Annotated in this window: 15 protein-coding genes; 5 read left to right on the top strand and 10 right to left on the bottom strand. The window is 74.3% G+C overall.

The window, feature by feature from the left end:
* Positions 1–46 precede the first annotated feature (46 nt).
* A complete protein-coding gene (locus tag ACQF4J_RS12815) occupies positions 47–931 on the bottom strand; it encodes a MurR/RpiR family transcriptional regulator (RefSeq protein ID WP_351563109.1) in 885 nt (294 codons plus the stop codon).
* 171 nt (positions 932–1,102) lie between these two features.
* Here ACQF4J_RS12815 and ACQF4J_RS12810 point away from each other — a divergent pair, with 171 nt between their 5' ends.
* Complete coding sequence (locus ACQF4J_RS12810) at positions 1,103–1,867, top strand: sugar isomerase domain-containing protein (RefSeq protein WP_427165654.1); 765 nt, start codon at positions 1,103–1,105, stop codon at positions 1,865–1,867.
* On the opposite strand, the gene ACQF4J_RS12805 is transcribed toward ACQF4J_RS12810, so the two are convergent.
* Positions 1,864–2,949 (bottom strand): LacI family DNA-binding transcriptional regulator, encoded by a 1,086-nt coding sequence (locus tag ACQF4J_RS12805; protein ID WP_427165653.1) that lies wholly within the window; start codon positions 2,947–2,949, stop codon positions 1,864–1,866. The two genes, ACQF4J_RS12810 and ACQF4J_RS12805, sit on opposite strands and share 4 nt — an antisense overlap.
* Before the next feature lie 150 nt (positions 2,950–3,099).
* The gene (locus tag ACQF4J_RS12800) at positions 3,100–4,653 is read right to left on the bottom strand and encodes a beta-galactosidase (protein WP_427165652.1); all 1,554 of its coding nucleotides are present in this window, start codon (positions 4,651–4,653) and stop codon (positions 3,100–3,102) included.
* A gap of 208 nt (positions 4,654–4,861) precedes the next feature.
* Between ACQF4J_RS12800 and ACQF4J_RS12795 the strand changes: the two genes are divergently transcribed.
* Positions 4,862–7,678 carry a SpoIIE family protein phosphatase gene (locus ACQF4J_RS12795; RefSeq protein ID WP_427165651.1) on the top strand — a complete coding sequence of 939 codons (2,817 nt, stop codon included), beginning with the start codon at positions 4,862–4,864 and terminating at the stop codon, positions 7,676–7,678.
* 3 nt (positions 7,679–7,681) lie between these two features.
* On the opposite strand, the gene ACQF4J_RS12790 is transcribed toward ACQF4J_RS12795, so the two are convergent.
* A complete protein-coding gene (locus ACQF4J_RS12790; RefSeq protein ID WP_427165650.1) occupies positions 7,682–9,001 on the bottom strand; it encodes a hypothetical protein in 1,320 nt (439 codons plus the stop codon).
* A gap of 114 nt (positions 9,002–9,115) precedes the next feature.
* On the opposite strand from ACQF4J_RS12790, the gene ACQF4J_RS12785 reads away from it, so the two are divergent.
* On the top strand, positions 9,116–10,390 hold the full coding sequence (locus ACQF4J_RS12785; protein WP_427165649.1) for a molybdopterin-dependent oxidoreductase: 1,275 nt from the start codon (positions 9,116–9,118) through the stop codon (positions 10,388–10,390).
* Between the two features lie 343 nt (positions 10,391–10,733).
* On the opposite strand, the gene ACQF4J_RS12780 is transcribed toward ACQF4J_RS12785, so the two are convergent.
* Genes ACQF4J_RS12780 through ACQF4J_RS12770 form a run of 3 tightly spaced genes read right to left on the bottom strand, consistent with a single transcriptional unit; the run spans position 10,734 to position 12,849 of the window.
* Entirely contained in the window at positions 10,734–11,507 is a 774-nt protein-coding gene (locus ACQF4J_RS12780) for a class I SAM-dependent methyltransferase (protein WP_427165648.1), read from the bottom strand.
* Positions 11,504–12,121 (bottom strand): TIGR04282 family arsenosugar biosynthesis glycosyltransferase, encoded by a 618-nt coding sequence (locus ACQF4J_RS12775; protein ID WP_427165647.1) that lies wholly within the window; start codon positions 12,119–12,121, stop codon positions 11,504–11,506. The genes ACQF4J_RS12780 and ACQF4J_RS12775 overlap by 4 nt, the downstream gene beginning before the upstream one ends.
* The gene (locus ACQF4J_RS12770) at positions 12,118–12,849 is read right to left on the bottom strand and encodes a glycosyltransferase family 2 protein (RefSeq protein WP_351563128.1); all 732 of its coding nucleotides are present in this window, start codon (positions 12,847–12,849) and stop codon (positions 12,118–12,120) included. The genes ACQF4J_RS12775 and ACQF4J_RS12770 overlap by 4 nt, the downstream gene beginning before the upstream one ends.
* Positions 12,850–13,032: 183 nt before the next feature.
* On the opposite strand from ACQF4J_RS12770, the gene ACQF4J_RS12765 reads away from it, so the two are divergent.
* Together ACQF4J_RS12765 and ACQF4J_RS12760 are read left to right on the top strand one after the other, a co-directional pair.
* On the top strand, positions 13,033–13,746 hold the full coding sequence (locus tag ACQF4J_RS12765) for a response regulator transcription factor (RefSeq protein WP_351563129.1): 714 nt from the start codon (positions 13,033–13,035) through the stop codon (positions 13,744–13,746).
* A 2-nt stretch (positions 13,747–13,748) separates the two neighbouring features.
* Positions 13,749–14,861 carry a sensor histidine kinase gene (locus ACQF4J_RS12760; protein ID WP_351563131.1) on the top strand — a complete coding sequence of 371 codons (1,113 nt, stop codon included), beginning with the start codon at positions 13,749–13,751 and terminating at the stop codon, positions 14,859–14,861.
* Between the two features lie 37 nt (positions 14,862–14,898).
* Here the strand turns inward: ACQF4J_RS12760 and ACQF4J_RS12755 are convergent, their stop codons facing one another.
* From ACQF4J_RS12755 to ACQF4J_RS12745, 3 genes are read right to left on the bottom strand one after another with little or no spacing between them, the layout of a single operon-like run.
* Positions 14,899–16,023 (bottom strand): NAD-dependent epimerase/dehydratase family protein, encoded by a 1,125-nt coding sequence (locus ACQF4J_RS12755; RefSeq protein ID WP_427165646.1) that lies wholly within the window; start codon positions 16,021–16,023, stop codon positions 14,899–14,901.
* Between the two features lie 53 nt (positions 16,024–16,076).
* A complete protein-coding gene (locus ACQF4J_RS12750) occupies positions 16,077–17,537 on the bottom strand; it encodes a sensor histidine kinase (RefSeq protein ID WP_351563135.1) in 1,461 nt (486 codons plus the stop codon).
* Complete coding sequence (locus ACQF4J_RS12745) at positions 17,534–18,292, bottom strand: response regulator transcription factor (RefSeq protein WP_351563137.1); 759 nt, start codon at positions 18,290–18,292, stop codon at positions 17,534–17,536. The genes ACQF4J_RS12750 and ACQF4J_RS12745 overlap by 4 nt, the downstream gene beginning before the upstream one ends.
* Between the last annotated feature and the right edge of the window lie 56 nt (positions 18,293–18,348).

The raw sequence follows: 18,348 nt of genomic DNA, 5'->3' as shown, positions 1-18,348 counted from the left end.
ATCTTCACGTTTCCTCGGTGGTTCATCCATGCAAACCGAGACGGGCTCACCTCGTCCGGCGCGACTTCACCGCGTGCTGCGGCGTGATGTGGTCGGTCAGCGCCAGGGAGGCGCTCGCACGCTGGTAGGAGAGCTGGGCGACCCGGACGTAGAGACAGTCGACGATCATCAGGACGGAGTGCCGGCCGCCGATGCTGCCGGTGCGGAAGCTGGTCTCCGAGGTGGCCGAGATCAGCCGGATGTCGGCGGCCCGGGCCAGCGGTGAGCGCGGGTCGGTGGTGATGGCGACCGTGGTGGCGCCACGCTCGCGGGCCATCTCGAAGGGCTCCAGGGTCTCGCGGGTCGCGCCGGAGTGGGAGATCCCTATGGCCACGTCGGCCGGGGTGAGCAGGGCCGCGGAGGTGGCCGCCCCGTGCACCTCGGTCCAGCCGCGCACCGCACAGCCGATCCGGAACAGCCGGGTCTCCGTCTCCTGCGCCACCGCGCCGCTGCCGCCGACGCCGTACACGTCGATACGGCGTGCCTTGGCCAACGCCTGGGCCGCGCGCTCCAGTGCGTCCAGGTCGATGCGGTCGACGGTCTGCTGGATCGCGCGCAGGTCCGCGCTGCCGACGATCTGGACGACCTTCTCCAGGCTGTCGTCGGGCGAGATCTCGGAGATGATCTCGGCGGAACCCCAGTCGGAGGCCTCGCCGCGGCCACGCTCCTGCGCCAGCTCGATCAGCAGGTGCTGGTAGGAGTCGAGACCGATCGCCCGGCAGAAGCGGGTCACCGTGGCCTGCGAGGTTCCCGTGCGGCGGCCCAGCTCGGCGGCCGAGCAGTGGGTGACGGCGGCGGGATCCGCCAGGATCAGTTCGCCGACCTTCCTCAGTGAGCCGGCCAGTCGCGGCAGCTCGGTGCGGATCAGTGTGGTGACGTCCGTCGAGGGCATGAGGAGAAGGTATCAGCCACCCTTGACGGCATGGTTTGAATACCAGGACCGGATCAAGCTACGCGGCACGCGCCCCTCGGCGGCTCATTGCCCAGGGCCCCGAGCGTGTGATTTATTGATTCACAAGTTGGGTAGTACAGGGTGGTTCAATCCACCAGTGGGGAGTGGCGTGTGTCCGTCGAGTCTGTGAGCGCCGAGGGCTTCGCGCGGGAGAGCCTGACCGTCCTGACGCACATCACCGCCTCCGCACGCGAGGAGGTCGCGGGCGCCGCCCGCCTGATCGCCGACTGCGTGCGCTCCGACGGTGTGATCCAGGCCTTCGGCACCGGCCATTCCCAGGCCATCGTCCTCGAACTCGCGGGCCGCGCGGGCGGGTTGGTGCCCACCAACCGCCTCAGTATCGCCGACCTCGTCCTTTACGGCGGTGAGGATCCCGCCGTCCTCGACGATCCGCTCCTGGAGCGCAGGGCGGGGGTGGCCGAGCGACTGTACGGCCTCGCCGCACCGCGTCCCCAGGACCTGTTCGTGATCATCTCCAACTCGGGCGTGAACAACGTCGTCGTGGAGACGGCGCTGCTGGCCAAGGAGCACGGGCACCGGGTGCTGGCCATCACCTCGCTCACCCACACCCGGGCCGTTCCGGCCGGGCACGCGAGCGGGAAGAAGCTGGCCGACATCGCCGACGTCGTGCTCGACAACAGGGCGCCGCGCGGGGACGCGCTGCTGGAGCTGCCCGGCGGGGGCTCGGTGTGCGCGCTGTCCACGCTGACCGGTGTGATGCTGGTGCAGATGGCGGTGGCCGAGGCGTCCAGGATGCTGCTCGACGCCGGTGAGCGGCCGCCGGTGTACGTCTCGGCCAACGTGCCCGGCGGGTACGAGGGCAACCTGGAGCTGGAGAAGCGGTACGCCGGACGGATCCGGCGCACCGCCAGTTAGCTCCGCCGCCCGGCTCGGGGCGCGGGCGGCGGTCCGCTGCTGCGGCGGACCACCAGTTCCACGGGGACCAGGGGCTCGACCGGTGCCGGTTCGGTGCGGCCCTCCAGCCGGTTCAGCAGGAGCCGGAGCGAGCGGGCGCCGATCTCGGCGAAGTCGGTGCGGACCGTGGTGAGCGGGGGCAGCAGGTGTGCTGCCTCGGGGATGTCGTCGTAACCGACGACACTGACCTCCTCCGGTACCGGACGGCCGGCCTCGTGCAGGGCGTGCAGGACGCCGAGGGCCATCTGGTCGTTGGAGGCGAAGACCGCCGTGACGTCCGGGCGGCGGGCCAGGACGCGACCCAGGTCATGGCCGGAGTCCGCGCTCCAGTCGCCGAACAGGGGTTCCGGCACCTCGGCGCCGGCCCGCGCCAGGGTCTCCCGCCAGCTCGCCAGCCGCCGGTCGGCCGAGGACCAGCCGGACGGTCCGGCGAGGTGGTGGACCGTGCGGTGGCCCAGCCCCAGCAGGTGCTCCGTGGCCAGCCGGGCCCCGGTCACGGAGTCGGCGGTGATCACGGACGCGCCGCCCTCGACGTCGTTCTCCAGCACCACCAGCGGGGAGTCCAGCCGGGCGTCCGCCAGGGCCCGGCCCACCCACCGCTGCGGGGCGATCGCGACGACGCCGTCGGCGCCCTCGGCCGACAGCCGCTGCACGGCCCGCGCGACCGTGTCCCGGTCGGCGGTGTCCAGGGCGATGGAGCTGACCAGGTAACCGGCCTCCTGCGCGGCCGTGTTGATCGCAGTGAGGACGGACGCGGGCCCGTACCGGGCGGCGTCGAAGGAGATCACGCCGAGCATCCGGGTCCGGCCGCTGGCCAGCGACCGCGCACTGCGGCTGGGCCGGTAGCCGAGCGCCCGCATGGCGGCGGTCACCGCCTCGCGGGTCTCCGGACGCACGGAGGGGTGATCGTTGAGCACCCGGGACACGGTCTGCTTCGACACCCCGGCCAGCCGGGCCACGTCGCCCATCACGGGCCGGGCCCCCGCGAAGTTCCGTCGCCGCCGCCCCTTGGGAACGGAGCCGTCGTCGGGCGTGACGGTCATGGCACTGGCTGTCCTCTTACTCCGACGGGCGGGGCCACAGCATAGGCTCCGGCCATCCGGGACACGGTCCGGCAACGCCCTGAAGGGGCGCGGGGAACCGCGCGACCGGCCACGACGGCGCCGCAGTCGGCCGACCACCCGTCACAGCGCTCACCGCACTGCCCAACCCCGCACCACCACCCACTCCGCTCCCAGAACCGCCGCCGTCCCCGCCCTCTCCCGCTCCCCCTCGGGCAGAGACACCGCGGCGTCGGCCGCCAACGGCAGTACGCACAGCCGCAGCGGGCCCCGCGGCAGCCGGCCGACGGCGATGTCCCAGACCCGCCCCGAGAAGAACTGGTCCGCGACCAGTACGTCCCCCACGTACGCCCGCGCCACGTCCCCGGTCCACCGCACCCGCAGGAGCGCCCCCGCCGGCAGATCCTCCGGCACCTCGACGCGGTACACCGCCGCCACGGTCTCGAAGTACTTGTCCGCGGGCGCACTCGCCCGGCCCAGTACGCCGGTCACCGGCGCCGGGGCCGCACCGGCGGCCCGCAGGAGGGCGACGGACACCTCGGGGACCTCGACGGCGTCGCCCGCCTCGACCGACCAGCGCGTGAACACCCCGTCCACCCCCTCCCGCACGGCCCCCGCCAACTCCCCTCCCGGATCCGGCAGTACGGCGAACGACGACCGTTCCCCGCGACCGTGCACCCGCACCTCGTCCCGGTCGAACACCACACCGTCCGCGCAGAGCACCAACCGCTCGGCGCCCCAGGCCACCCCCCGGTACAGAGTGCGCGCCGTCGCCGCGTCCAGCACCAGCAGCCCGACCCGCCCGCCGTCGGCCGTTTCCACCTCGACCAGCGCGTCGGTCCCGGGACGCAGACCGCTGACCAGCACCCGGCCGCCCACGCGCGACACCTCCGCGGAGGGGGTCGCGACGGACGCCAAGGTCCCTCCGTCGAAGGCGAGTTCGGGGGCGATGCCGTCGGTCGCGGCCAGGGTCCAGAACGCCTCGGTGTAGCCGCCGTAGAGGGGGAGCAGTTCGTCGGGCGGGAGCCGGACCCCGCCCCATGCGGTCGACGACCACAGCGGCGCGCTCAGACCGGCCTCCTGGGCCATGCGCTTGAGGGTGAGGAGGTGGCCCGGCCGGTCGTAGAGCTCGTTCTCGATCTGGATCGCGACGATCGGCCCGCCGTGCGCGCGGTCCAGGCCGCGCAGCTGTTCGGCGACGGCCGCGAACCAGGTGCGTACGGGCTCCAGGTAGGCCGGATCGTCGGTGCGGGGAGCGCAGTCCCGGGCGAGCAGCCAGTCGGGCAGGCCGCCGTTGCGCACCTCGGCGTGGGACCAGGGGCCGATGCGGGGGACGAAGTCCAGGCCGTGGCGGGCGCACAGCTCGGCGAAGCGGCGCAGGTCGCGGTCGCCGTCGAAGCGGACGCGGCCCTCGGTCTCCTGGTGGTGGATCCAGATGACGTAGCTCGCCACCACCGTCACCCCGGCCGCCTTCATCTTCAGCAGCTCCTGTGACCAGGCGGCGGCCGGGTGGCGGGAGTAGTGGAACTCGCCGGACACGGGGAACCAGGGGCGCCCGCCGCGGGTGAGCCAGCGGCTGGTCACCTCGATGGGGTCCGGCACGCCGGGCGCGTCGGCGAAGGGGAGATGGCCGGTCAGCGGCGGTGCGGAGGGGGCGGGAACACGCAGGTGGAGCGGTCGGGTCATCGGGCTGCTCCGGGCGGCCGAGGCGTGATGTTACCGGTAACATAGGTAGTGCCCCGGGTGCTTGGGAAGAGTCGGCGAGGGACCGCACACCACGAGTTTTCGTTGTTGTGGCGCGGGTCACACCAGGTCTAGGGTGAAAGCGCTTGGAGGCTTCGCCGGGGGCGAGCCGAGTGGCGGCCCGTGACCGGAGCGGCTCCAGGTGAGGGAAGTGATCTCGTTGTCCGTCCCCTGGGACGACATCGGCGGGCTCGTCGATGCCCATGAACGATTCCTGGCCGGTGCGCGCGTCGAGGCGGACGTCCGGGGCCCGGTGCTCGACTCCTGGAAGCGGTGCCGCTTCGCGGGGCTCGAACCGGACCGGCTCCTGGTTCGCTACGCGCCCGGTCTGAGCCTGGACGAGCGGTTCCTGCAGGCGGCCGAGCCGGTGCTGCGGACGCTGACCGCCTCGCTGGCCGAGGTGGGCATGGCCATCGCGCTGTGCGACGCGCGGGGCCGCATGGTGCGGCGGTTCGGCGGCGACCGGCGGCTGCGTGACCGGCTCGACGCGGTGAGCTTCGCCCCCGGCTTCGACGCCTCCGAAGGGGTGGTCGGCACCAACGGCGTCGGCACCGCCCTCGCCGAACGCGGCCCCGTCTTCGTCGTCGGCCGCGAGCACTTCGCCGACTGCCTGCAGCCCTTCGCCTGCGCGGGCGCCCCCGTCCGCGATCCGCTCAGCGGACGCATCGAGGCCGTCCTGGACCTGACCTGTCTGCGGGACGACGGCGACCCCACCATGCTGCGGCTCGTCCGCGAGGCCGCCCGCGACATCGAGGCCCGCCTGCTGGAGCAGGCGACGCGACGCGAACGGGCACTGCTCGCCGCGTACCGGCGGGCCGGACCGGAGCCGGGCGGCACGGGACGGCCGGACGAGCGCGGCGACGGAGAGGCGCTCGGGCGCATCGACCTCGCGGTACTGCGCGAACGCGCCGAGGAACTGCTCGCCTCCCCCCGACGCACCCTGGACGAGGTCGCGCTGCCCGGTGGGCGCGTGGCCACGCTGCTGCGGCGCCTCATCCGCGGTGCGGACGGGGAGTTGGGGGTGGCGGTCGAGGCGCGTGTTTCCGGTGGGACCCGAGTGACGGGGCTGAATGGGACGGCGGTCGTGACGAACGCGGCTGCCGGTGCCGATGTCGGCGTCCCCGACAGGGTGCGCGTGCCGAAGCCGCCCGCCGTGTCCGCACGCCGGGTCACCACGCCCGCAGCGCCGGCCCCGGCCACCACCGCACCGCCCGAGACGGTCGGGGACATCCTCGGCGGCGACGGCAGCCGGCTGCTGCTGGTGGGGGAGCCCGGCGTCGGGCGGCTGGCCGTGCTGGCGCGCAGGCGGCTGGAGCTGCTGCACGAGGCCGCGGTGCGCATCGGCACCACCCTCGATGTGGCGCGCACCGCCGAGGAACTCACGGAGGTGACCGCCCCCGAGTTCGCCGACTTCGTCGCCGTGGACCTGCCTGACGCGGTGCTGCGGGGCGAGGAGCCCGGACCGCTCGGCGCGCGGACCACACTGCGCCGGGTGGCCCTGGGCGCCATACACGAGGAGTCGCATCTGTGGAGCGTGGGCGACCCCGTCGCGTACGTGGCGTCCACACCGCAGGCCCGCTGCCTGGAGAGCGGACGGGCCGTGCTGGAACCCGTGCTCTCGGACTCCGGCGGCTGGAAGGCGCAGGACCCGCCGCGGCTGGAGCGGACGCTCGCGGCCGGCATACACTCCCTGATCACCGTGCCGCTGATGGCCCGGGGCGCGACCCTCGGCGTGGTCTCCTTCTACCGGTCCGAGAAGCCCGCCCCCTTCGAGGACGACGACCTCTCCCTCGCGCAGGAGCTCGCGAGCCGCGCGGCGATCTGCATCGACAACGCCCGCCGCTACACCCGCGAGCACCACACCGCCCTCACCCTGCAGCGCAGCCTGCTGCCCAGGGGGCGGCCGGAACAGAGCGCCGTCGAGGTCGCCCACCGGTATCTGCCCGCGCAGGCGGGGGTGGGCGGCGACTGGTTCGACGTGATCCCGCTCTCCGGCGCGCGGGTCGCACTGGTCGTCGGCGACGTGGTGGGGCACGGCCTGCACGCGGCCGCCACCATGGGCCGGCTGCGCACCGCCGTGCACAACTTCTGCGCCCTGGACCTGCCGCCCGACGAACTCCTCACCCACCTCGACGACCTCGCCGGGCGCCTGGACCGGGGCGAGGGATGGGCGGTGGAGAGCGGCCTGGCCGACTCCGGCATCGTCGGAGCGACCTGCCTCTACGCCGTCTACGATCCGGTGTCCCGGCGCTGCACCCTCACCCGCGCCGGGCACCCCCTGCCCGCGGTGGTACGGCCGGACGGCACCGTCGAGTTCGTCGACCTGCCCGCCGGGGCGCCCCTGGGCCTGGGCGGCATGCCCTTCGAGACCGTCGAGCTGGAGCTGGCCGAGGGCAGCCAACTGGTGCTCTACACCGACGGGTTGATCGAGGACCGGCTGCGGGACATCGACGCCGGACTGGACCGGCTGCGCACCGTCCTGGCCGTTGCCGAACGGGCGCCGGAGGAGACCTGCGAGGCGGTCCTCGACGCACTGCTGCCGACCCGGCCGACGGACGACGTGGCCCTCCTCGTCGCCCGCACCCATGTCCTCGGTCCGGACCGGGTCGCCCGGTGGGACCTGCCCAGCGACCCCGCGGTCGTCTCCGTCGCCCGAGCCGTCGTCACCGAACAGCTCTCCGCCTGGGGCCTGGACGACCTCGCCTTCACCACCGAACTGGTCGTCAGTGAACTGGTCACCAACGCCATCCGGCACGCCCACGGCCCCGTCCAGCTGCGTCTGCTGCGCGACCGTGCCCTCATCTGCGAGGTCTCCGACGGCTCCGGCACCTCGCCCCGTCTGCGCCGGGCCCGCAACGAGGACGAGGGCGGCCGCGGTCTGTTCCTGGCCGCCCGGCTCACCGAGCGCTGGGGCACCCGGTACACGCCGGAGGGCAAGGTGATCTGGACGGAACAGCCGCTGCCGTGACCCTCACCAGCCCGTCAGCAGCAGGTGGTTGACGAGCAGGGCCAGTACCGCCTGGGCCGCGAGCCAGACGCGCGGCCGGGGCAGCGCCGCGCACGCCGGAAGCAGCCAGATCGCGAACGGCAGCCAGATCCGCTCCGTCTCCGCCTTGCTCATCCCGGACACGTCGGCGACCAGCAGGGCGAGGAGCGCGGCGGCCACGAGTGTGCCGAGGGCGTCGGCGCGCGACACCCGCGTGCGGCGCAGGCCCGCCACCGTCGCCGGGCCGACGATGAACACCGCGCAGGCCAGGTTGGCCCACACCCAGTAGCCGTAGGGCCGTACCCCGCCCGCTCCTTGGTGGTAGCGGGTGACCAACAGGCGGTACGCCTCCCACCAGTCGAAGCCCAGCGCGGTGAACACGGCCGGGACGACGGCGAGTCCGGCGAGGAGGAAGGGGAGCGGACGGGTGCGGTGCGGGCCGAGGAGCAGGACGGCCGCCGCGATCAGCGCGAAGAGCGTGAGGCCGTAGGACAGGTAGGCGGTCAGCCCGAGGAGCAGGCCCGAGGCGAAGCCGGCCGCCGCCGGGCGGCGGCCGGTCACCGCCAGCGCCAGGAGCGCCACCGCCCAGGCGGCGACCGCGGTGAAGTACCCGTCGGCCGACGTGCCCACCCACACCGCGCCCGGCGTCAGCACCAGGAAGGGCGCGGCGCGGCGGGCGCGCTGCTCGTCGCCGAGCGCGCGCAGGGCGATGAGGACCGCCACCGCGGCGGTCGTACCCACCGTGATCACGAACGCGCCCGCCCAGCCGCCGCCGCGCAGGCCCGCGTGGTCGAGGAGGACGAAGGTGAGGGTCGCCCCCGGAGGGTGGCCGGCGACGTGGGCGGGCCAGTTGGCGGGCGCGTCGATCAGGATGTGGTGGTCGAAGTCCCGCAGCGCGCGCGGGATGTCGTGGAAGCGGCCGATCACCCGGAGGTACTCGTTGCGCGTCGTCAGCTGCTCGGCGACGCCCCGGTACCAGCCGTCGACCAGCGCCAGCGACCACGTCCAGGCCATCGACGCGCCCCACACGGCCAGGAGCAGGGGACGCCAGGGGAGGCGGGCGGCGAGCGACGGGCCGTGGGCGACGGCCGCGACCGCCACGACGACCGCGGCCGGGGTGCCGGGGCCCACGTGCGGGTCCCAGGTCGCGAGGAGCGGCGGCCATCCCACGCGGAGCGAGCCGTCGCGGTGCTCGATGGCGGTGCCGATCGTCGCCGCCGCCAGGACGAGGAGGGCGGCCGCCCCCACGGCGTACAGGTCGCGGCGCAGATCACGGCGGGAGGCGTGCTGAGGAGGTGGGGACACGTCGACGACGCTAGGGCCCGCGGCCTCACCCGGACCGCTGACATGCGCGGACGTCAGAGTTTCGTCATGGTTCGCGAGACCCTTCCCGGGGTCGCGCGGACCTACGGTCGGGACATGGAACCGTCGCGTTTCTCACCCTTCTCCCCCCGCTTCTGGCGCAGCCCGCTGCGGGGCCCCTGGCTCACCTCGGTGCTCGGTGTCGTCCTGCTCGTCGGGATCACCGTGCTGTTCGTGACCGGGCTGCTGTCCTACGCCGCGTACAACCCGGGCCTGTCCCCGGTGAACGACAAGACGCCGGACAAGGGCGTCCTCGGCTTCTACCTCTTCGCCTGGCCGACCGACCCGCACTGGCTGTACCGGCTCACCCAGGGCGTCCACGTCACCCTCGGGATCACCCTGATCCCCGTCCTGCTGGCCAAACTGTGGTCGGTCGTGCCCAGGCTGTTCACGCTGCCGCCGGCCCGCTCCCTGGCCCACGCCCTGGAACGGCTCTCCCTGCTGCTGCTCGTCGGCGGCGGCCTGTTCGAGTTCGTCACCGGCGTGCTCAACGTCCAGCTCGACTACGTCTTCCCCGGCTCCTTCTACCCGCTGCACTTCTACGGCGCCTGGGTCTTCTTCGCCGCGTTCGTCGCCCACGCCGTGCTGAAGACGCCGGCGGCCCTGCGCAATCTGCGGGGGCTGCGGGACGAACGGAACGAGTCGACCGAGCGGAACGAGTCGGCCGAGCGCGCCGAGCCGACCGGACTGACCGCCCCGGACCCGGACCCGCCGACCGTCTCCCGGCGCGGCGCGCTCGGCCTGGTCGGCGGCGGCTCGCTGCTGCTGTTCGCCACCACGGCGGGGCAGAGCGTGGACGGACTGCGCTGGACGGCGCTCTTCGCTCCGCACGGCCGCAGCGACCCGGGCGGCGGACCCGGCGGCTTCCAGATCAACAAGACCGCCGCCTACGCCGGAATCCGCCCCGCCGAGACCGGCGAGGACGCCTGGCGGCTGGTGGTCAGGGGGCGCGGCGGAACCGTCCGGCTCAGCCGGGCCGAGCTGCTTGGACTGCCCCTGCACAGCGCCGCGTTGCCCATCGCCTGCGTCGAGGGCTGGTCGACCTCCGACCAGTGGTGGCGTGGCGTCCGGCTGCGCGACCTCGCCGCGCTCGTCGGCCACGACGCCGATCCGCCCGACGTCCTCGTCGAGTCGCTGCAACGGCACGGCGCCTTCCGCCGGGCCGCCCTTCGGGCCAACCAGGTCGCCGATCCCCGTTCCCTGCTCGCCCTGTCCGTCAACGGCGAGGACCTCACCCCCGACCACGGCCACCCGGCGCGGATCATCGTGCCCGCGGCACCCGGTGTGCTCAACACCAAGTGGGTGGCCGCGCTGACCTTCGGAGACCTGTGATGCGCCCCAGGATCGTCATCGGCAGCCCGCTGCAACTCCTGCTGCTGCTCTGCTCGTTCGCCCTTGCCGCCTACGCGGGGGTGCGCCTGCTGGGCGGGGACTGGTTCGGCGTCGCGCTGTGGGTCGTGGGCGCGGCGCTCCTGCACGACCTGGTGCTGCTTCCGCTGTACGCGGCGGCGGACCGCGCCCTGGTGAAGGGCGCCGGAGCGCGCGGGCGGCGGGCGGTGGCCTACGTGCGCGTGCCCGCCGCGCTGTCGCTGCTGCTCCTGCTCGTATGGTTCCCGCTGATCAGCGGGCAGGTGGCAGGCCGATACGGCCGTGCCACCGGCCTGTCCGCGGACGGCTACCCGGCCCGCTGGCTGCTGGTGACCGCGGCACTGTTCGGCGGCTCGGCGCTGCTGTTCGTGGTGCGGGCGCCGCACCGGCGCAGGGCGACGAAGCAGCGGCCGCCGGTCGCCCACTGATCGACGGCACGCCAGCCCGCGCGCTCCGCGAGCCGCAGCAGGGCCGGCGTGCCGACCCGCGCCCAGGGGAACGGGCTGCCGACGGCTCCCCGCGCATCGGTGACATGCACCCGCACCCGCTCGTCGATGTCCGGCCCGGGTACCGTCTCGGCGATCAACAGCCCTTCATGAACGAGGAGTTGGGCCATCCGGTCGAGCAGCGCGTGCGGCTCGCCGCCGATGCCCACGTTGCCGTCGATCAGCAGCGCGGTGCCCCAGCGGCCCTCGCCGGGCAGGGACTCGAAGACGGAGCGGCGCAGGGCCTGGCCGCCGAGCCGGTTCGTGCGCGCCACGGCCGCCGCGCTCACGTCGATGCCGAGCACCGGCCGGCCGAGGGCGCCCAGCGCGGCGACGAGACGGCCCGGTCCGCAGCCGACGTCCAGCACGGCGCCCTCGCAGCGCCGCAGCACCGCCAGATCGACGGCGTCCGCCTCCGCACACCATCGCTCCACGTCCAACGGCAGCAGCCAACCATCGGCACGCCGCAGAAAGAGCGGCCCCCGCCCGGTGCGCAGGGCCCGGGTGTAGGGGTCGTTGGCCCAAGCGCCGGACTCCCGTGCGCTGTCCGCCTGGCGTCCGATCCGGACTCCCGTCGCCTCCCGTACGCCGCTCATCGGCGCGTCGCCGTGAGGCGGGTGTGGGCGGCGGCGAAGCGTCCGTGCGGTGCCGCGCTCGCGACCAGTCGCGCGTCGTCGGCGGTGTCCACGTCCCGCAGTTCCGGCAGGTCCCGGACGCGGAGGCCGGTGAGGCGGGCGCGCTGGGCGGCGCCGGTGAGCGGTGTCGACATCGGCACGCCCCGCAGCAGGCCGGGGTCCGGTTCGGCGAGGCCGAGGGCCCAGAAGCCGCCGTCCGCCGCCGGACCGAAGTACGCGTCGCAGCCGGCGAAGTCGACCGCGAGGAGGGCCGGAGTGACCTGGGGGGTGTCCATGCCGATGAGGAGGGCCGGGCCGTCGCAGTGCGCGAAGGCGGCGGCCAGTCGTTCGTCGAGACCGCCCGCGCACTGCCGTACGACCTCGAAGCCGGGTGGCAGCCAGGGGCCCGGCGCGCCCTCCAGGACGAGCAGCCGGCGGCGGGCCGGTGTGCGCGCGACCACGTCCAGCGTGTCGGCCAGCGCCGCCTCGGCCAGCCCCGCGGCCTCGCGCGGGGTGAACGGCGGCGTCAGCCGGGTCTTGACCCGTCCGGGCCGGGGCTCCTTGGCGATGACGAGCAGGGTGACCGGGGACGTCACGGGCGGGTTCCTTCCGGTACGCGGGGCGCCGCGGGCGGCTCGGCCAGCACACGGCTCATGTCCCGCACCGCCTGCCAGGTGCCGCGCCAGGTGCCGGTCACCTTGGAGGCGCCGGTGCGCGGCAGGTAGGGGACGTCGTACTCGGCGATGCGCCAGCCCGCGTCGGCGGCGCGGACCACCATCTGCAGGGGGTAGCCGCTGCGCCGGTCGGTGAGGCCGAGGCCGAGCAGCGCCTCGCGCCGGGCGGCGCGCAGCGGGCCCAGGTCGTGCAGGCGGACGCCGGTGCGGCGGCGCAGCAGACGGGTGAGGGCGAGGTTGCCGGCGCGGGCGTGCGCGGGCCAGGCGCCGCGGCGCTGCGGGCGGCGCCTGCCGAGGAGCAGGTCGGCCTCGCCCGCGGCGATCCGGCGGACGAAGGGCACCAGGCCGCCGGGGTCGAGGGAGGCGTCGCAGTCGCAGAAGCAGACGACGTCGGCCGTGGCGGCGGCCAGGCCCGCGTGGCAGGCGGCGCCGAAGCCGCGGCGCTCCTCGCGCACGACGCTCGCCCCGAGGGCACGGGCCACCTCGGCCGAGCCGTCCGTGGAACCGTTGTCGACCACGAGGGCGCGCCAGCCGGGCGGGATGCGTTCCAGTACCCAGGGGAGGGCCTCGGCCTCGTCGAGACAGGGAAGGACGACGTCCACGGACGTCGTCGGGGGTGCTGCGGAGGATGGGCTCGTCACGGCTCTCACCCTACGATCACGAAACGGACAAAAAGGGCGTCGGCTCCTTACGAAACACGGACGTCGACAGGCGTGGGCAGGCGGCGAGTTGGCCGCCCCGCGAGGACCTCGGCGGGCCGGGGGTTTCTTACGGAACGCGGACGTCCGGCCGGAGGTGCGGCGGCCCGGGTCGGGGGATGCGAGGCTGGCGGTATGGAGCTGCAGCAACACGGGCGGGGCGGGGCCCGGGTCCTCGTGGTGGACGACGATCCCACCGTCGCCGAGGTCGTCACCGGCTATCTCGACCGGGCCGGATACGTCGTCGACCGGGCCGGTGACGGTCCCGACGCCCTCGCCCGGGCCGAGGAACACTGGCCGGACCTCGTCGTCCTCGACCTCATGCTGCCGGGCATGGACGGCCTGGAGGTCTGCCGGCGCATGCGCGGCCGCGGCCCCGTGCCGGTCATCATGCTCACCGCCCGCGGCGACGAGGACGACCGCATCCTCGGCCTGGAGGTCGGCGCCGACGACTACGTCACCAAGCCCTTCAGCCCCCGGGAACTCGTGCTGCGCGTGGAGTCCGTGCTGCGCCGCACCCGTCCTTCCCAGCCCTCCGCCACCCTGCGCGCGGCAGGTCTCTCGGTCGACCCGTCGGCCCGTCGCGCCCTCAAGGACGGCACCGAACTCGCGCTCACCATACGGGAGTTCGACCTCCTCGCCTTTTTCCTGCGGCACCCCGGGCGGGTCTTCAGCCGGGAGGACCTGATGCGTGAGGTGTGGGGCTGGGACTTCGGCGACCTGTCGACCGTGACCGTCCATGTGCGGCGGCTGCGCGGCAAGGTGGAGGACGACCCGGCGCGGCCCCGCCTGATCCAGACCGTGTGGGGCGTCGGCTACCGCTTCGACGCCGCGGACCAGGGGGCCTGACCGTGCGCGCCAACCTGCTCATCGCCCTGTTCGCCTTCCTCGGTGCCGCCGTGGCCGGTCTGCTCGGTGCCGGTGTGCTGCTGCTGATCCGGCGCCGTTCGCTCGCCCTGCACCTCGGCGTCGTCGCGGCCGTCGGCGTCACCGCCATGTTCGCGGGCACGCTCGCGGTCGCGCAGGCCATGTTCCTGTCCGGGCACGACCTGAAGGTGGTCACGACCGTCGTCGCCATGGCCGCCGTGGTCTCCCTGGCCACCGCCGTACTGCTCGGCCGCTGGGTCGCGGCCCGCAGCCGTGCCCTCACCCTCGCCGCCCGCTCCTTCGGCGACGGCGGCGACTTCACCTCGCCCGACGGGCCCGCCACCGCGGAACTCGCCGCGCTCAGCCGGGAGTTGGAGGCGACCAGCGCCAAGCTCGCCGAGTCCAGGGACCGAGAGCGCGCCCTGGAGTCCTCGCGGCGCGAGCTGGTCGCGTGGATCTCCCACGACCTGCGCACCCCGCTGGCGGGTCTGCGCGCCATGTCCGAGGCCCTGGAGGACGGCGTCGCCGCCGACCCTCACCGCTACCTGCGGCAGATGCGCACCGAGGTCGAGCGCCTCAACGACATGGTCGGCGACCTCTTCGAGCTCTCCCGCATCCACGCGGGCGCGCTGGCGCTGAGCCCGAGCCGGATCTCCCTGTACGACCTCGTCGGCGACGCGCTCGCGGGCGCCGATCCGCTCGCCCGCGAGCACGGGGTGCGGCTGGTCGGCGACGGGGTGACGGCCGTGCCGGTCGAGGTGGACGGCAAGGAGATGAGCCGGGTCCTCGGCAACCTGCTGGTCAACGCGATCCGCCGGACGCCCGCCGACGGCACCGTCGCCGTGTCCTCGGAGCTGCGCGAGGACGGCGTCGTCCTGTCCGTCACCGACGGCTGCGGCGGCATCCCCGAGGAGGACCTGCCGCGGGTCTTCGACACCGGCTGGCGCGGCACCCACGCCCGGACTCCCCCCGCCGGCGCGGGACTCGGCCTCGCCATCGTCCGCGGCATCGTGGAGGCCCACCAGGGCACGGCCACCGTGCGCAACGTCCCCGGCGGCTGCCGCTTCGAGGTGGTGCTGCCCGCCGCCGCTTCCTGATTCGCGAACAGCACCACCGGCCCATGTGGGGGCGACCTCAAGCCCCCTCGCCCCGCCGCTCTGCGGCACGTTTGGCTTCCCGGCCTGCGCCGCCGCTCTCTCCCAGGGCAGGCGCCGCCGGCTTCCCGGCCTGCGGCGCCCCCTGCACCCCGCCCTGCGGCGGCGCCCCCCTCATCCCCGCCCGCGCGAACTCCCGCATCCCCTCCGTGAATTCGACCTCCGGCTTCCAGCCCAGGTCGGCCCGCAGCCGTGCCGAGTCGGCCGTGATGTGACGTACGTCGCCCAGGCGGTACTCGCCGGTGACGACCGGGTCGGGGCCGCCGTACGCCGAGGTCAGTGCCCGGGCCATCTCGCCGACCGTGTGCGGTTCGCCGCTGCCCGTGTTGTACACGGTCAGCGCGCCGTCGGCCGAACCCGCCTGCAGCGCCGCCACGTTGGCCGCCGCCACATCCCGCACGTGCACGAAGTCCCGCCGCTGGCGCCCGTCCTCGTACACGGTGGGCGCCTCGCCGCGGGCCAGCGCCGAGCGGAAGAAGGAGGCGACCCCGGCGTACGGGGTGTCGCGGGGCATGCCCGGGCCGTACACGTTGTGGTAGCGCAGGGCCACCGCCGTGCCGCCGGTGGCGCGGGCCCAGGCGGCCACCAGATGCTCCTGGGCCAGCTTGGTCGTCGCGTACACGTTGCGCGGGTCGACCGGCGCGTCCTCGCCGACCAGCCCCGGCGCGAGCTCGGCGCCGCACACCGGGCACGGCGGCTCGAAGCGGCCCGCGTCGAGGTCGGCGACGGCACGCGGTCCGGGCCGTACGGCGCCGTGCCGTGGGCACTCGTACCGGCCTTCCCCGTACACCACCATCGACCCGGCCAGCACCAGCCGCCGTACGCCCGCCTCGGCCATGGCGGTGAGCAGCACCGCCGTGCCGAGGTCGTTGCGGGAGACGTACTCGGCCGCGTCCGCGAAGCCGGTGCCCAGGCCGACCATGGCCGCCTGGTGGCAGACGGCGTCCACGCCGGCGAGGGCGCGCTGCAGGGCGTAGGGATCCCGCACGTCGGACGGGGGCTCGCCGCGGGTGTCGTAGACGACGGGCTCGTGCCCGTGGGCGTCGAGCGCCGTCACGACATGGGACCCGATGAACCCGGCACCGCCGGTGACCAGTACACGCATGCGCTCAACGTAGGGCGGCGAGCGGCCGTGGCGGACCGGGCGCGGCCGTCATGTCACCGCTCCGTAAGACCTTCCCCGTCCCGCGCCGGCAGCCGCACGGTGAACACCGTCGCCCCCGGCTCGCCGTGCAGCTCGATCGTGCCGCCGTGGGCGCGGACCAGCGCGCCGGCGACCGACAGGCCCAGGCCGCTGCCGCCGCGGTCGCGGCTGCGGGCCTTGTCGACGCGGTAGAAGCGGTCGAAGACCCGCTCCCGGTCCTCGGCCGGGATGCCGGGTCCGGCGTCCTCCACCCGGACCACGGCCGTGTCGCCCTCCAGCGCCACCTCCACCGACACCGGCGTACCGGCGGGCGTGTGCACGGCGGCGTTGGTGAGCAGGTTGTCCAGCACCTGCCGGATGCGGTGCGGGTCCAGGCGCAGCTTCAGCGGGCTCGGACCGGTCCGCACGGTCAGCGGACGCTCCGGACGGCTCGCCCGGAACGCGGCCGCCGCCTCCTCCACCAGCGCCACCAGGTCCGTGTCCTGCGGCCGCAGCGGCGCGTCCACCTCCGCCGCGTCCAGCCGGGCGAGCAGCAGCAGGTCGTCCAGAAGGACGCCCATGCGGGCCGCCTCGGCGCGCAGCCGGGCCAGATGCCTGTCGCGTTCCTCGGGGGCGTTGGCGGCGGCGTACTGGAAGAGGTCCGCGTAGCCCCGTACCGACATCAGGGGCGTGCGCAGCTCGTGCGAGGCGTCCGCGACGAACCGGCGCAGCCGCTGCTCCGCCTCCGCGCGCACCGCCAGCGAATGGTCGATGTGCTCCAGCATGGTGTTGAAGGCCGTGCGCAGCTCCTCGACCTCCGGGCCGCCGCCCCGCTCGTCCGCGCGCAGCGGCAGCCGGGCCGCCGACTCGGTCAGGTCGTGCGAGGCGATGCCGTGCGCGGTGTGCGCCATGTCGCTCAGCGGGTTCAGTCCGCGGCGCAGCAGCCGCCGGCCGAACACCACCAGCGCCGCCAGCGCCAGCCCGAAGGCCACCACCTGGACCGTGATCAGCCGCCGTACCGTCGCGTCGATGTCGTCCATCGGCGCCCCGCTGACCAGCACCACCCCGGGCTCGACCTCACAGGCCCGCAGCCGGTACTCGCCCTGGCCCGCGAGGTTCGCGGTGCGCAGCGTCTCCGTCTTCGAGGTGATCTGCGCCGCGGCCAGGGAGGTGAGGGGCGCGATGTCGGCGGGCAGGTCGCCGCTCTCCTCGGGCTTGCGCAGCACGGCCCGGCCGTCCGACACGTCGTACACCGCGTAGTACCAGCGGTAGTACTTCTTGCCCGCCAGCGTGCCGTTCTCCGCGATGCTCTTGGACTGGGCGACCTGGGCGAGCCCCAGCTGGTCGTCGAGCTGGGCCGACAGATAGTCCCGCATGTACGTCGTCAGGGCCGTGCCGACCACGGCGAACACCACCAGCGCCAGCGCCCCGAGCCCCAGCGCCAGCCGGGTGCCGAGCCGCAGCCGCCGGTAAGACCGCGGGAGCCGGCCGATCACTCGGCCGCCTGCCGGACGACGTACCCGAATCCTCGAACCGTCTGGATCAGCGGCGCCGCGCCGTCGTCGGGGTCGTCGAGCTTGCGGCGCAGCCGGCTGACGACCAGCTCGACGACGTTCGAGCGGCCCCCGAAGCCGTACTCCCACACATGGTCGAGGATCTGCGCCTTCGTCATCACGGTCGGCGACTTGCGCATCAGGAAGCGCAGCACCTCGTACTCGGTGGGGGTCAGCGTCAGCAGCTTCCCGCCGCGGCGGACCTCCCGGGTGTCCTCGTCCATCGTCAGGTCCGCCACCCGCAGCACCGAGCGCTGGAAGCCGGGCCCGGCGCTGCGCCGCAGCACCGTCCGCAGCCGCGCCATCAGCTCCTCCACCGCGAACGGCTTGACCAGGTAGTCGTCCCCGCCCCGGGTCAGCCCCGCCACCCGGTCGGCGACCCCGTCCCGGGCCGTCAGGAACACCACCGGAACCATCGTCCCCGACCGCCGCAGCCGGTCCAGGACACCGAAGCCGTCCACGTCCGGCAGCATCAGGTCGAGCACCACGATGTCCGGGTGGAACTCGCCGGCCAGCCTCAGCGCCTCCTCGCCGGAGTTCGCGGTGATGGCGTCCCAGCCCTCGTAGCGGGCGACGGTCGCGACGAGATCGGCGATGGGCGGGTCGTCGTCGACGACGAGGAGACGTACTTTTTCCACCCGCTCATACTGCGGCACCCCGCTGGTGGCGCCAGGTCCCCCGGTCGACGGCCGGCACATCGATAAGCACTTGTAAGGAGGCCGACAGGTTTTCGACAGCTCCCGCCAGCGAAGCT

It is taken from the genome of Streptomyces sp. C1-1, assembly GCF_050214755.1.
Lineage (GTDB): Bacteria > Actinomycetota > Actinomycetes > Streptomycetales > Streptomycetaceae > Streptomyces.
Note: the sequence above shows the minus strand (reverse complement) of the source record. Positions and strands in the feature narration are given on the sequence as shown.